This is a genomic window from Nonomuraea sp. NPDC003560 (assembly GCF_042878785.1).
Classification (GTDB): domain Bacteria; phylum Actinomycetota; class Actinomycetes; order Streptosporangiales; family Streptosporangiaceae; genus Nonomuraea.
Genome location: NZ_JBIAOF010000015.1, coordinates 93,927 through 107,876 on the forward strand (window position 1 = coordinate 93,927; position 13,950 = coordinate 107,876).

At 73.1% G+C, this 13,950-nt stretch carries 6 protein-coding genes; 2 read left to right on the forward strand and 4 right to left on the reverse strand.

All coding sequences use genetic code 11. The annotated features are described in order from the left end of the window. Nucleotides 1-894 (forward strand): LD-carboxypeptidase, encoded by an 894-nt coding sequence (locus ACFYUV_RS43530; RefSeq protein WP_387680034.1) that lies wholly within the window; start codon nt 1-3, stop codon nt 892-894. Nucleotides 895-935: 41 nt separating this feature from the next. Beyond that, on the forward strand, nt 936-1,811 hold the full coding sequence (locus ACFYUV_RS43535; protein ID WP_387680037.1) for a hypothetical protein: 876 nt from the start codon (nt 936-938) through the stop codon (nt 1,809-1,811). Nucleotides 1,812-1,862: 51 nt separating this feature from the next. Here ACFYUV_RS43535 and ACFYUV_RS43540 read toward each other — a convergent pair whose 3' ends face one another. The 4 genes from ACFYUV_RS43540 to ACFYUV_RS43555 all read right to left on the reverse strand — a co-directional run bounded on the left by ACFYUV_RS43540 (nt 1,863) and on the right by ACFYUV_RS43555 (nt 13,840). After that, entirely contained in the window at nt 1,863-4,172 is a 2,310-nt protein-coding gene (locus tag ACFYUV_RS43540; RefSeq protein WP_387680040.1) for an ATP-binding cassette domain-containing protein, read from the reverse strand. Between the two features lie 74 nt (nt 4,173-4,246). Then, the gene (locus ACFYUV_RS43545) at nt 4,247-4,618 is read right to left on the reverse strand and encodes a hypothetical protein (protein ID WP_387680043.1); all 372 of its coding nucleotides are present in this window, start codon (nt 4,616-4,618) and stop codon (nt 4,247-4,249) included. Nucleotides 4,619-4,688: 70 nt separating this feature from the next. After that, the gene (locus ACFYUV_RS43550; protein WP_387680046.1) at nt 4,689-7,673 is read right to left on the reverse strand and encodes a BTAD domain-containing putative transcriptional regulator; all 2,985 of its coding nucleotides are present in this window, start codon (nt 7,671-7,673) and stop codon (nt 4,689-4,691) included. Between the two features lie 152 nt (nt 7,674-7,825). Next, the gene (locus ACFYUV_RS43555; RefSeq protein WP_387680048.1) at nt 7,826-13,840 is read right to left on the reverse strand and encodes a phospholipase A2; all 6,015 of its coding nucleotides are present in this window, start codon (nt 13,838-13,840) and stop codon (nt 7,826-7,828) included. Between the last annotated feature and the right edge of the window lie 110 nt (nt 13,841-13,950).

The following is a 13,950-nucleotide window of genomic DNA, read 5'->3' on the forward strand; positions in this document are numbered from 1 at the left end:
ATGCAGCAAGGTGACACCGTCGCGATCGTCATGCCGTCGGGGCCGCCCTCACCCGTGCTGTTCCAGCGCGGCGTCGAGCGGTTGGAGGCCCTCGGGCTGAAGGTGGTGGCGGGGGCGCACGCGCTCGACCGCCAGGATCTCGACTATCTGGCCGGCCAGGACGCCGCCCGCGCCGCCGACCTCCAGGCCGCCTGGTGCGACCCGGCCGTGTCGGTGGTGTTCTGCGGCCGGGGCGGCTACGGCGCGGCCCGGCTGCTCGGCCTGCTCGACTGGGACGCCATGCGCGCGGCCGGGCCCAAGGTGCTGGTCGGGTCGAGCGACATCACGGCCCTGCACAACGCCTTCGCGATCGAGCTGGGCGTGCCCACGCTGCACGGGCCGATGACGGCCTGCGACACGATCGCCGCCGACCAGGGCCCCGAGCCGCGTTCGTGGGAGAGCCTGTGGGCGGCGCTGGCCGGGGAGAGCGCGACCGTGCGGGGCGACCGGGTGCTGGTGCCCGGACGGGCCGAGGGCGTGCTCACCGGGGGCAACCTGTCGCTGCTGGCCTCGATGTGCGGCACCCGGTACCAGCCCTCCTTCGACGGCAAGCTGGTGCTGCTGGAGGACATCGGGGAGGAGCCGTACCGGATCGACCGGATGCTGACGCAGCTGCTGCAGGCCGGGGCGTTCGACGGCGTGCGGGGGATCGCGCTCGGGTCGTGGGTGGACTGTGGCGATCCGTACCCGGTGCTGGCCGACCGGCTCGCGCCGCTCGGGGTGCCCGTGGTGGCCGGGCTTCCGGTGGGGCACGGGTCACCACAGATGAGCGTGTGGCTGGGGGAGCTTGGGGTTATCGATACCGAATCGTGCTCCCTGGCTGGTCCGTTCCGCGACGGCGAGCAGGCAAGGTAGGAAGACACCTAAAGGGACGAATCCGACAGAGGGGACGGTGTGTGAGCTTCTTCAGGCGTGACCGGGAGCCCTCCCGCCGGCCGATCGAGGACGTCGACCTCGACTCGCTGCTCGGCCTCGTCGCGGAGTCCCTGGGGTTCGTGTGCGAGTTCGCCCGCGACGGCGCGTCGCTGACCCTGCGCGGCGACGGCGTCGCGGAGCTGGTGGTGAGGCTGACCGGGCTGCGCCGCGAGGCCGGGCGCCGGGCCAGGGAGGACTGGCCGGTGCTGGTCTCCGAGCACCTCGCGCACGCCCTGGCCACCGCCGACGAGCGTTACGACGCCTGCGACCTCGACCAGGCCGCGCCCCTGCTGCGCACCCGGGTCGAGGCGGTGGACGAGGTCCCCGACCTGACCCGGGTGGTGGGGCGGCACCTCAACGCCGACCTGGTGGAGCTGCTGACCGTCGGCTCCCGCCTGGTGCGGCCCGAGGAGGCCGGCTGCTGGCCCGTCCCGACGGCTCAGGCGCTCGACCTGGCCGTGGCGAACGTCCGGCGGGCCGAGCGGCTGCAGGTCGAGCGCATCGAGCTGGGCGGCACGCCGGTGACCCGGCTGACCGGCGCCCAACCGTCGGCCGCCACGCACCTGCGCTGGCTCGGCGACCACCTCACGGTGCCCGCCGACGGGGTGCTGGTGGTGCTGCCGGACCCGTACACGGTGCTGGTGCGCCCGGTGGACGGCATCGGGGTGGTGCGCGCCATCGAACGCCTGCGGGTGCACGCGGCCCGCACCGGCGGGCTGAGCGCGCAGGTCTACTGGTGGCACCAGGGACGGCTGACGCTGATCAAGGCCGACATCGTGTTGCAGCAGGGGCAGACGAGGCTCGTGGTGGCCCCGCCGCCGGAGTTCGCCCGCATCCTCGCCCGCCTGGCCGTCTGAGGCAGGGCTGACGCCGCGCCCCCCGAGCCCGGTGGCCCGGGGGGCGTCGCGCTACGCCTGTCCCACGTAGTCGCGCAGGTGCACGGCGGTGAGCGAGTCGCCCCTCGCCACCAGCTCGGCCGGGGTGCCGGTGAACACCACCTGGCCGCCGTCGTGGCCCGCCCCGGGCCCCAGGTCGATGATCCAGTCGGCGTGGGCCATCACCGCCTGGTGGTGCTCGATGACGATGACCGTGTTGCCGTCGTCCACCAGCCGGTCGAGCAGGGCCAGGAGCTGGTCCACGTCGGCCAGGTGCAGGCCGGTGGTGGGCTCGTCCAGCACGTACGTGGTGCCGTTCCTGGCCATGTGGATGGCCAGCTTGAGCCGCTGGCGCTCGCCGCCCGACAGCGTGGTGAGCGGCTGGCCGAGCCCGAGGTAGCCCAGGCCGACCGAGTCGAGGCGGTCGAGGATCGTCCTGGCCTGGCCGCTCGGGAAGAACGCGCGGGCCTCGGCCACCGGCATCTCCAGCACCTCGCTGATGTTCTTGCCGCGCAGCCGGTACGTCAGCACCTCCGGCGTGAACCGGCGCCCCTCGCACGCCTCGCACACCGAGGCCACGTCGGCCATCATCGCCAGCTCGGTGTAGATCAGGCCGATGCCCTTGCAGGCCGGGCAGGCGCCCTCGGAGTTCGCGCTGAACAGGGCCGGCTTGACCCCGTTGGCCTTGGCGAACGCCGTGCGGATGGGGTCGAGCACGCCCGTGTACGTGGCCGGGTTGCTGCGCCGCGACCCGCGGATCGGCGACTGGTCGGCGACCACCACGCCCTCGCGGCCGGACACGTACCCGTGGATGAGGGAGCTCTTGCCCGAGCCCGCCACGCCCGTGACGACGGTGAGCACCCCGAGCGGGATGTCCACGTCGACGCCGCGCAGGTTGTGCAGCGTGGCGCCGCGCACCTCCAGCTGCCCCTTCGCCGGGCGGACGGAGGCGCGCAGCGCGGCCCGGTGGCCGAGGTAGCGGCCGGTCAGGGTGCCCGAGCCGGGCAGCCCGTCGAGGTCGCCGGCGTAGCAGATGCGGCCGCCGCCGGTGCCCGCGCCGGGACCGAGGTCCACGATGTGGTCGGCGATCTCGATCACCTCGGGCTTGTGCTCGACCACGAGCACGGTGTTGCCCTTGTCGCGCAGCTGCAGCAGCAGGTTGTTCATCCGCTGGATGTCGTGCGGGTGCAGCCCGGCCGTCGGCTCGTCGAAGACGTAGGTGACGTCGGTCAGGCTGGAGGTGAGGTGCCGCACCATCTTCACCCGCTGGGCCTCGCCGCCCGACAGCGTGCCGGACTCGCGGTCGAGGCTGAGGTAGCCGAGGCCGATCTCGACCAGCGAGTCCAGCGTGTCGCGCAGCCCCTGGAGCACCGGGCCGACGCTCGGGTCGCCGATGCCCTTGACGAACTCGGCCAGGTCGTTGATCTGCATGGCCGAGCAGTCGGCGATGTTGCGGCCGTCGATGCGGGAGGACCGGGCGGCCTCGTTCAGGCGCGAGCCGCCGCAGGCGGTGCAGCCGGTCAGCTTGAGCGCCCGGTCGGCGAAGGCGCGCGCCTGCGGCTGCATCGACTCGCGGTCCTTGGCCAGGTACTGGCGCTTGACCTTGGTGACCAGCCCTTCGTAGGTGAAGTTGCTGGTGCCGTACTTGATCTTCGTGGCGGGCTTGTCGAGCAGGTCCGCCCACTGCTCGGGGGTGAAGTCGCGCAGCTTGGTGTCGGGGTCGTACAGGCCCGAGCCGACCATGATCTGCCAGTACCAGGTGTCCACCGCGTACCCGGGGACCTTGATGGCGCCCTCGTTCAGCGACTTGTCCCGGTCCACCAGCTCGTCGACGTCGACGCCGGCGACCTTGCCGAGCCCCTCGCACTCGGGGCACATGCCCTCGGCGCGGTTGAAGCTGAACGCGAACGGCGGCCCCACCTGGGGGGAGCCCAGCCGGCTGAACAGGATCCGGAGCATCGTGTAGGTGTCGGTGGCGGTCCCCACGGTCGAGCGGGCGTTGGCGCCCATCCGCTCCTGGTCCACGATGATCGCCGCGCTGAGGTTCCGCAGCGAGTCCACGTCGGGACGGGCCAGGCTCGGCATGAAGTTCTGGACGAACGTGGTGTACGTCTCGTCGATCAGCCGCCGGGACTCCGCGGCGATCGTGTCGAAGACGAGCGAGGACTTCCCCGAGCCGGACACGCCGGTGAACACGGTGAGGCGGCGCTTGGGCAGGTCGAGGTCGACGCCGGTGAGGTTGTTCTCGCGGGCGCCGCGGACCTGGATGACGTCGTGGCTGTCGGCGGCGGTGTGATCGGCGGATCGGGTGCGTACGGCGTCGGACTTGGCGCTGATGGCCACGGAATCCCTTCTTGTCACATCAAATGGGGAGCGGGTAGGCGATCGTACCGTACGCAGTACGGTCGCCGTGGGGCTCAGCGCGATCTGGCGATCAGCGACGTGACGAGCGAGGCGGCCAGGGGCAGCAACGTCAGGCCGATCAGGAACATCAGCCCGACCGGCCACAACCCCTGCCCGCCCCCGCGCAGCTCGCTCACCACCCCGGCGGCGAAGTGCACGAAGAACGGCGCGGCGGCGACGGCCCCCCACAACGGATGCGGGACGGCCCACGCGGCCAGCCCGGCCAGGACCGCCAGCGCGGCGAAGGCCGGCACAAGCGCCGGGGAGTCCAGGACGTCCTTCGGCGCGCCGGGCGCGACCGCGGGCGCGGTGAGCACGCACACGGCCACGGCGGCGACGCCTCCGGCGATCAGGATCACGGCCCACAGCAGGGCGGAACGCGGCATCTCTCTCCTCACACTGGTCCTGACGGCCAGCATGCCCGCGGCGGGGGCGGGGACACGAGCGCTCGGATACTCAACCCGTCTGAGGAGAACCGGCAAGCGAGCGAGCCTCCCGCCGGGCCGCGGCCGCCGCCGCCGGGTCGCCCGCCGCCGTGTACGCCTCGGCCAGGCTGTCCAGCGCCCCCGCCAGGAACTCCTGCCAGCCCCGCGCGCGCCACAGGTTCACCGACTCCTCCAGGTGCGCGACGGCCTCCTTCACCCGGCCCTCGGCCAGGTCCACCCCGCCCAGCACCCACAGCGCGTCGGCCCGGTGGTGGGCCAGCCGGTGGGAGCGGCTCAGCAGCTCGGCCGCCTCGGCGACCGCCCTGGCCCGCGGGTCGTGGTGGCCGGCGTACAGCTTGGCCAGGGCGACCAGGCCCATCGTCTCCAGCAGCGGGTCGCGGATCTGCCGGTAGATGGCCAGCGCCCGCACCATGTACTCCAGCCCGGCCTCGAACTCCTTGGCGTGGGCGTGGGCCAGGCCGAGGAACTGCAGGGTCGTGGCCTCGAAGCGGGGGTTGCCGAGCTTGGTGGCCAGGTCGAGGCCGCGCAGCAGGTGGACGATGGCCATCCTGATGTCCCTGGTGCCGTAGGCGACCGCCATGCACACGTGCGCCCTGGCCTCGCCGCCCTGGTGGCCGCTGCGTTCGGCCAGCTCCAGCGCGATGCGGCCCGAGCGCAGGCCCTGCGCCATGTCGCCCCTGGCGGCCTCGCCCCAGGCGCGCAGCACGTACGCGTCGGACAGGCCGCGCCGCTCGTCCAGTTCGGTGAACATGGCGATCAGGCGTTCGGCGCCGTCGTACTGGGCGGCCATGGCGCCGCCGGTCTCGGTCCAGGTGGTGGCGTGCATGAGGCCGCGCCGGATCACCGCCTCGCCCAGCCGGTCGCCGGCGGCCAGGCAGGCGGCCAGCACCCGCTCGTGCAGCGCCCGCCAGTCGTCGAACAGGCCGCTGACGTCGAAGTAGCGCTCGGCGCAGCAGGCGGTGTCCCAGGCGACCTCGGCCAGGCCGAGCGCGCACGCCTGGCGGATCGCCGCGACCAGCGCGGTGCGCTCGGTGTCGAACCAGGCCATCGGGTCCTGCCGGATCTCCAGCGGCGTGCCGTCGGGCGAGCTCCAGCGCGGGGCCGAGCCGTGGATGATGGCCGAGGAGCTGCCCTGGACGCGTTCGGTCGCCTGCTCGGCCAGCGCCAGCCAGCCGCCGAAGGCCCGGCCGAGCGCCGCCGCGACCGCCTCGGGCCGGTCCTCCAGCTCGGCGCGTTCGCGGGCGTACAGGCGGACCAGGTCGTGGAAGCGGTAGCGCGGCTGCCCGGCCGGATCGACGCCGCTGATCAGCACGAGCTGGGTGTCCACCAGCGACTCCACCAGCTCCTCACCCACCGGCACGGGCAGGTCCAGCAGCGCGCCCGCCACCCATCCGGCGAAGTCGGGCGCCTCCAGCGTACCGAGCAGCCGGAAGGCCCGCCGCGCGGCCGGTTCCAGCCCCACGTAGCTGAGCGCCAGGCTCGCCCGCACCGCCAGGTCGCCGGTCGCGAACTGGTCGAGCCGCCGCCGCTCGTCCTTGAGCTGCCCGGCCAGCCGGGTCAGCGGCCAGTGCGGCCGGGCCACCAGCCGGGCCCCGGCCACCCGCACGGCCAGCGGGATCCCGTCGGAGAGCCGGACGATCTCCGCCGCCGCCTCCGGCTCGGCCTCCACCCGCCCGGCGCCGGCGATCCTGGCCAGCAGGCGCACGCCCTGCCGCAGGTGCAGCACCGACAGCTCGATCAGGGCCGCGCCGGACAGGCCGCTCAGCCTGGCCCTGCTGGTGATGATGACGGCGCAGCCGGACGTGCCCGGCAGCAGCGGGCGCACCTGCTGCTCGGAGGCGGCGTTGTCGAGGACGATCAGCATGCGCCGCTCGGCCAGGCTGCTGCGGAACAGCGCGGCCCGCTCGTCCACGCTCTCGGGCAGCGTGGAGCGCGGCACGCCGAGCGCGGTGAGGAAGGCGGCCAGCACCTGGCCGGGGTCGGCGGGGCTGGCCTCGGCGCCGTGCAGGTTGGTGTGCAGCTGGCCGTCGGGGTAGTGGCGGGCGATGCGGTGCGCGGCGTGCACGGCCAGCGTGGTCTTGCCGACGCCGCCCATGCCCGCGATCACGCACACCCGCACCTGGCCGGGGCCCTGCGGCGGTTCGTCGCCGAGCAGGGCGGTGAGCTGGGCGAGCTGCTCGCCGCGTCCGGTGAAGTCGGAGATGTCGGTCGGGAGCTGGGCGGGGGAGCGCGCCGCGGGACCGGCGGCGCCGCCGGGGGCCGGGTCGAGGGTGCCGGTGAGGATGGCCTGGTGCAGGCGGTTGAGCTCGGCGCCGGGGTCGAGGCCCAGCTCGGCGGCGAACACCCGGCGGGCCTCGCGGTAGCTGGCCAGCGCCTCGGCCTGCCGTCCCGACCGGGCCAGGGCGAGCATGAGCTGGCGGCGCGGGCGTTCGCGCAGCGGGTGCTCGGCGACCAGCTCGGTCAGCTCCGCGATCAGCACGGCGTGCAGGCCGCGGGCCAGGTCGGCCTCGATCCGGTGCTCCAGGGCCGCCAGGCGCTCCTCCTCCAGGCGGCGGGCGTGGTCGCGCAGCCCGGCGGTGAGGTTCAGCCCCGCGTAGGCGGGCCCGCGCCACAACGCCAGCGCCTGCCGCAGCAGCGTGGCGGCCTGTTCGTGGTCGCCGCCGGACAGCGCGTCGCCGCCGCGGCCGGCCAGGGTCTCGAAGCGTTCGGCGTCCAGCTCGCCGGGGTGCACGGCCAGGACGAAACCGGCGTCGGTGCGGGTGATGCGGTCCTGGCCGAGCGTCCGGCGGAGCTGGTGCACGTACAGGCGCAGGTTGTCGGCGGCGGTGCGCGGCGGGCGCTGCTCCCACAGGGCCTCGACGAGCGTGGCGGGGGAGACCGGGCGGCCGGCCCGGCACAGGAGCTCGGCCAGCAGGGTGCGCTGCTTGCCGACGCCGAGCGGCAGCGGCCCTTGGTCATCCGAGACGTGAAGCGGCCCAAGTACGGCGAACTCCATCGCGCTCCCCGCAAGGACGTTGGTGCACAAGGAAGATCAAAGCTGCTTCAATGTGCATCAACGTCCGACTCCCGTCAACCCTGCGCCGACCGGGAGAAAAAGGCACCGGCGGGAGCCTTTCGTGGTAGCTCCCGCCGGTGGCTCATCCTAGGTCACGGGTGGCCGAAGGCGACCACCGAAAGGAAGTACGCGTACGCGATGCTGCGACATGTCCCCTTGAAGAAGTAGTGGGAGCAGACGCCCCAGTACAGGACGTAATAGAAGATGTAGTCCACCTGGTACTTGCTGTGGATATACCCCATGTTGCGCAGGGCGTACCCGTAGTCGTGCATCATGCACGCCTGGCGGAAGTCGTAGCCGAGCGGCTTGTCGGGTGACTTGGTGCAGTAGTCGTAGTACACGCCGCGCACCCACCAGCCGGCCGGCGTCTTCTTCCAGTGCACGTAACGCCAGCTGCCGTGGTAGTAGGCGTAGCTGACGCCGCAGTGGTTGAAGGCGAAGTGCCAGAAGTTGGTGCACCAGTACCACTTCTTGCCGTCCAGGTCGGCGTTGGAGGTCGGCGACTGGTTGGCGTAGTCGTAGGCGTTGGCGCTGCCGCCCTCCACCGGGTCGGTCTGTAGGAACCGTCCTAGTTTGGGCTGGTAGAGCCGCACGCCCATGAGGATCGTGCCGTCGGGGGTGTCGGCGGCCCGCTCGGCCGCGCCGTGCCAGCCGTAGCGCATCGCGGGCTGACCGGCGCGCGGATTGCCGAACTCGTCGAAGTCCAGCGCCAGCGGCACGCCGTCGGCGTGGATCACGTTGATGTCGTCGTGCAGGTTCGTCAGCTGCAGCCGCACGTCGCCGGTCGCCGAGGTGACCGCGGCCAGGCCGCCGGAGATGGAGTGCACGTTCCTGGTGACCGCGCCGCCCTCCACGACCCAGGCGGGCGTGTCGTCGTCGGCGTCGAAGTGCTCGACCCGCTTGCCGGCCGCGCTCCACGTGCCGCCGGACAGCTGCTCCAGCGTGGTGGTGTTGCGGCGCAGCTCCGGATCCAGCGTGTACGACTGCCGCACCGCCCCCGACGTCATCTGCCGGACCAGGTCGGTGGTGTAGTACTCCGCCTTCAGCCCGGCCGGCGTGGCCGTGGTGCGGCCGTAGGCGTCGTACTCGTAGCCGGCGTCGGCCAGCCGGTCGCCGCCGTCGTAGGCGTGGTTCTCGGTGACCGCCCCCGAGCCGTCGCAGGCGCTCGTGGTCAGCCCCGTCCTGTTGGAGTTGGCGTCGTAGCCGTAGGCCCGGCGCGAGCACAGGCCGCTCACGGTGTCGTCCACCGAGGCGATCCGGCCCAGCTTGTCGTAGCCGATCTTCTGGGCGGACAGCCCGTTGTGGCTCACCTGCTGGCCGTGGATCGACCAGGTCACCGAGTCGTCCAGCAGCCGCGTCCCCGCCGCCGTCCGGTAGACCCGCGAGACCGGCGCGCCGGACGGGTCCCGGGCGAGGTCGTAGGACAGGCCGCCCGGCAGGCTCTCGTGGCTGATCGCGCCGTCGACGGTGTACGTGGCGGTGAACGTCCCGGCCACCGAGTCGGTCATGGTGGACAGCGCGCCCCGCACGTCGTCGTAGGCGTAGGTGACCGTCGAGGGCGCGCCGTCGGTCTTCCTGGTGATGCGGTCGAGGGCGTCGTACTCGACCCTGGTCACGCCGCCGTCGGCGTCGGTGTAGGACGTCTGGCGGCCCAGCGCGTCGTACTCGCGGGTGATCGAGGTGCCGTTGGAGGCCGTGGTCCTGACCCCGCGCCCGGCCGCGTCGTAGGTGGTGCTCACCTCGGGCACCGCCGTCCCGGCCCCGCCGGACACGACGGTCTTCACGATGTCGCCCGCCGGGTTGTACGTGGTCGTCGTGGTCCTGGTCACCCCGTTGGCCGTCTCGGTCACCGACGACACGCGGCCGCCGGGCTCGTAGGCGTACACCTTGGTGACCAGCTCGGCAGGACGGGTGCCGCTGTCGCCGACGCCCGTCTTGGACCTCGTCCGGCACAGCTGCCCGGCCCACTCGGCCTTGCCGCCGCACGCGCCGGTGCCGTCGGCGGTGTAGTACTCGCTGGTCGTGGTGCCCGCGTCGTCGCCCGACGACTTCGGCATCGTGGTGGCGACCACCCGGCCGTCGGAGTCGTACGTGGTCGTCTTGGTGATCGCCAGGCCGCCGGGGTCCTCCACCGTCCTGACGCTCTTGCCGGTGTTCCAGTCGTAGTACGTCCGGCTCGTGCGCACGTCGGCGTCCGAGGTCGCGCCGGGCACGTACGCGCCCACCGCCACCGTCGTGGCCAGGTTCGACACCTTGGCGTCGGCCGGCCGGCCCTCGTCGAAGGTGTTGACCGTGTGCTTCCTGGCCGCGACCTGCGTGCCGTTCAGCGTGACCAGGTGCAGCGGGCCCAGCTCGGAGACCATCCGCTGCCCGTCGGAGCTGTAGGCGGACTCCTCGGCCAGCAGCCGCGCCCGGTCGGCGGGCGAGGCGTTGAGCAGCCCGAGCCGGGTCAGCTCGGCGCCCGCGTCCGGCGTCTGGGCCAGGGCGAGCGCCCTGTTGCCGGCCGACAGCGACAACACCGTGTTGCCCTGCGCGTCGTACTGGCTGGTGGAGACCGCGCCGCCGGGCTCCACCCGGTTGACCGTCTGCCCGGAGGCGTTCAGGTAGGTGATCGTGGCCCGGCCGTAGTCGGAGGCGGCCAGGCCGCCGCGCCCGGTGTGGTTGGCCGGCACCTGGTCGGCCGGGAAGATCGCGGTCGCGTCCACCGGGGAGTCGCTCTGCCCCCAGGCGGCCGTGGCCGTCTCACTCATCCCGTAGGGCGCCCCCGTCCCGCTGATCGGCACGTCGTAGACCACCGACGTGACCGCGGTGCCGTTCGTCTCGCTCGGCGTGCCGGGCCGCAGCGTCGGGCGGGAGACCGCGAGCAGCATGCCGTCCGCGGCGGTGTCGGCGTTGCCCGCCTTGCCATAGCCGAACGTCCACGGCAGCTCGCCGGGCGGGGTGTAGCGGTTCACCCGGCCGCCGAGGTCGTAGTCGTAGCGCGTCCTGATGTCGGGGGTGGCCGGGTTCCACTGCTCGCGCAGGCGGCCCAGGTCGTCGTAGCGGTACTCCGACAGGCCCAGCGGCGCGCTCGCGCCGCCCTCCCACAGGCTGATCGCCTTGACCTGCCCGGCCACGTCGCCGAGCTGCGCGCCCGCGGTCGTGGTCGTGGCGTAGTCCAGCTTGATCAGGCGGCAGCCCTGCGGCAGGCTCGCCAGCGTGTCCACGTCGCAGTCGGCCTGCGTGTACGACGGCGCGATGATCTTGACCGGCCGGGCCAGCGCCTTGCCGTCCGAGCCGGTCACCGACTGCCACACGAACGCCGTGCTGCCCTTGCCGCTGGCCGGGTAGACCGCCCGCACCAGGTAGATCGGCGCGGCGGCGTCCACCTTGGCGAACACCGTGCGCTCGGCCGAGTTCGTGTCCGACAGGGTGTAGCGGTCGGCCGCGGCGTCGAAGGTCAGCTTCAGGCTCGCCGCGTCCTGCTGCGGCTCGTACGAGCCGTCGGCGTTCTTGGTGAAGGCCACCGCCGAGCCTTCGCCGCTCAGCTCGACCGAGGTGGCGGAGGTGGCCCGGAGCTGGGCGAACGTGCCCTGACCCGACTGGGCGAGCCCGGTCGGCGTCCACTCGGTGCCGAAGATCGCCGCCACGCCGGGCAGCGCCGAGCCCTTGCGCGGGTCACGCGAGGAGAACGAGCGCATCAGGCCGATGCCGTACACGTTGGCGTCCGTGGCGGCCATCCTGAAGTCGCCGGTCAGCGTGTTGACCGAGCCGGGGCCGACCGGCTGGGTGGAGGCGCCCTCGCCGTCCCGGTCCACGACCAGGTCCACCGGCTGGGAGGCGGCCGTGCCCGAGGAGGTGACGAACTCGGCCCTGATCTCGATCGAGCCGTCCTCGGCCAGCGTGTGCGTGGCGTCCCAGACCAGCTCGGGCGAGGCGCCCGCGCTCATCGCCACCGGCCAGGCGACCGCCGAGCCGTCGGACTTCCTGCGCACGTCGGCCGCGGGCACCTGGTGCCAGGAGTCGGCCTCGCCGCGCCGGTAGGAGAAGGTGACCGCGCTCAGCCCCGCGCTGCCGGTGGCCGACAGGACCGTCCGGCGGGCGGTGGACTGCCCGTCCTTGGGCGAGGTGACCGCCGAGCCGCCCGCGTTGAACGCGTACGTCGTCGCCTCCGACAGATTGCCCGCCTTGTCCTTGACCCACGCCTTGAGCGTGTGCGGGCCGTCAGCGGGCGGCGTCCAGCTCACCGTGTGAGGCGCGCCGGAATTGGCGGCCGACTGCTGGGCGCCGCCGTCGAACGACCACAACACCGAGGACGCGTCGGCCGAGGCCGGCGTGATGGTGAACTGGCCGGCCTGGCCCGAGCCCTTGGCCCAGGCGTCCTCCGGGTAGTCGTTCGAGGACACCTCGGGGGCGGGCGGCGGGGCGGCGTCCACCGTGAAGGCGAACCACGCCGACCAGGGGCCGTAGTCGGTGCCGTCGTGCGAGCGCACCCGCCAGGCGTACGACGTGCTCGCCAGGGCCGTGCCGGCCTTCCAGGAGGCGGTGGCGCCGTTCGCCACGTTCGCGGCCGAGCCGCCGGTCACCTTGGTCGCGTGGTCGGCCGTCCAGATCTCGAAGTCGGCCCGCTGCGCCTGCCCGTCGGCGTCGCTCACCTTGGCCGACAGCGTCGGCTGCGCCGCGCCCACCACGGCCGGGCTGGCGCACACCGAGCAGGGCGCGACGGCCAGGGCCGACGGCGTGCCCGGCAGCGAGTTGTAGGTGATCGCGATGTTGGGGTTGTTGGCGAAGCGCTTCCAGTAGTAGTTGTCGGTCTCGCTGCCGGCCTTGACCATGAAGGTGACCGACGTGCCGTTCGCGCTCACCACGCTCTGCACCGCGCTGGTGACGTCCCAGCCGACCCAGGCCGCCGGGCAGCTCGACGCGCCGCCCTGACCGGCCGACGACCAGCCGTAGGCGACGTTCTTGGCGCCGATGTTCAGGTTCGAGGCGGGCTGGTTGTTCCACGTCGTGCCCGAGCCGACGGCCGCGGTCCTGTGCAGCTCGACGTTCCGCGCCGAGCAGGACCAGGCCCACGTCTCCTTGATGTTGAACGTGGCCGCCGTGATGTGCTTGCCGGCCAGGCCCGACAGGCCCATGTTGAAGAACGAGCGCCGCTTGTAGCCGCCGCCGTTGCTGGTGCCGGCCGTCGCGTCGTTCGCCGAGTTCCAGTACGCGCTGGTGGGATAGGCCGAGTCCACGTACGTCCAGCCGGACTTGGCCGAGGTGAAGCTCGGGTCGATCGTCACCGGGTAGACCGTGGCGGGGTCGGCCAGCAGCGCGGCGTCGGGGGTGACGCGCAGCTCGCGGCCCGACAGCCGCACGCCCATCCTGGCCCGCCGGCCCGGCTGGGCGGCCATTGCCGGGGTGGCCGGGTTGCGGGTCATGGCCGACTCGGTGGCGGCGTCCCACATCTCCGGCGCCGCCGAGCCGAACACCGGCTCGCCCTCGGCGTCGAGGATCGAGACGTTGCCGTGCTTGTCGGTCCTGACCTCGCCCTTCTTCACCGACGTGGCGAACGTCAGCTCCTTCAGCGCCGGGTTCGCCGCGGCCTGCCGGGTCTTGACGACGAGCTTCTCGGCGAAGCCGTCCACGTCCGCGGTCAGCACCAGGTCCACGCCCGGCAGCACGTCGGGGTAGGTGGCGGTGGCGCCGTCCAGCACCGGCTCGGGCAGGGAGCCGAGCGGCGTGCCGAGCGTGAGGCGGGTGCCCCGCTCGGCGGCGGTGACCAGCGGGCCGTCGCCGCCGCCGGAGAAGCTGTAGGAGACCGCCGCGGCCTTCGGCGCGACCGTGCCGTCCCGGCCCGCCGCGAGCGTCGGGTCGGCGGGCACCCACGCCTCGCCCCGCTTGACCCGGACCGGGCGGTAGCGGTGCTCCTGGGTGACCGTGCCGGCCGGGTTGACGAAGAACTCGTCGGTCTCGGTGGTCAGCGAGGCCGCCCTGATCCGCTTGCCGCAGACCGCGGCGGCCAGCCGGGCGGAGATCTCGGTGGGCATCTCGTCCGGGCAGGCGACCGCCGCCTGCGCCTTGGCGGGCGCGGGCGGGGCGGCCCGCGCGGGAAGCGGCACGAGGGCCGTGGATGTCAGCAACAGGACGACGAGCGGCGGTAAGGGAGTCAGCCGCCTGGGTTTCTTCAACACCGTCCAACCTCCGCGGGGGGTGTAAGGCCGTTCGGTGCTCAGCGTGAGCAGCGGCTGTA

What these genes read in the sequence shown, in the direction of transcription:
- ACFYUV_RS43545 (WP_387680043.1), bottom strand. Translation starts at nt 4,618, where the DNA reads ATGCCGCGTTCCGCCCTGCTGTGGGCCGTGATCCTGATCGCCGGAGGC.
- ACFYUV_RS43550 (WP_387680046.1), bottom strand. Translation starts at nt 7,673, where the DNA reads ATGGAGTTCGCCGTACTTGGGCCGCTTCACGTCTCGGATGACCAAGGG.
- ACFYUV_RS43530 (WP_387680034.1), top strand. Translation starts at nt 1, where the DNA reads ATGCAGCAAGGTGACACCGTCGCGATCGTCATGCCGTCGGGGCCGCCC.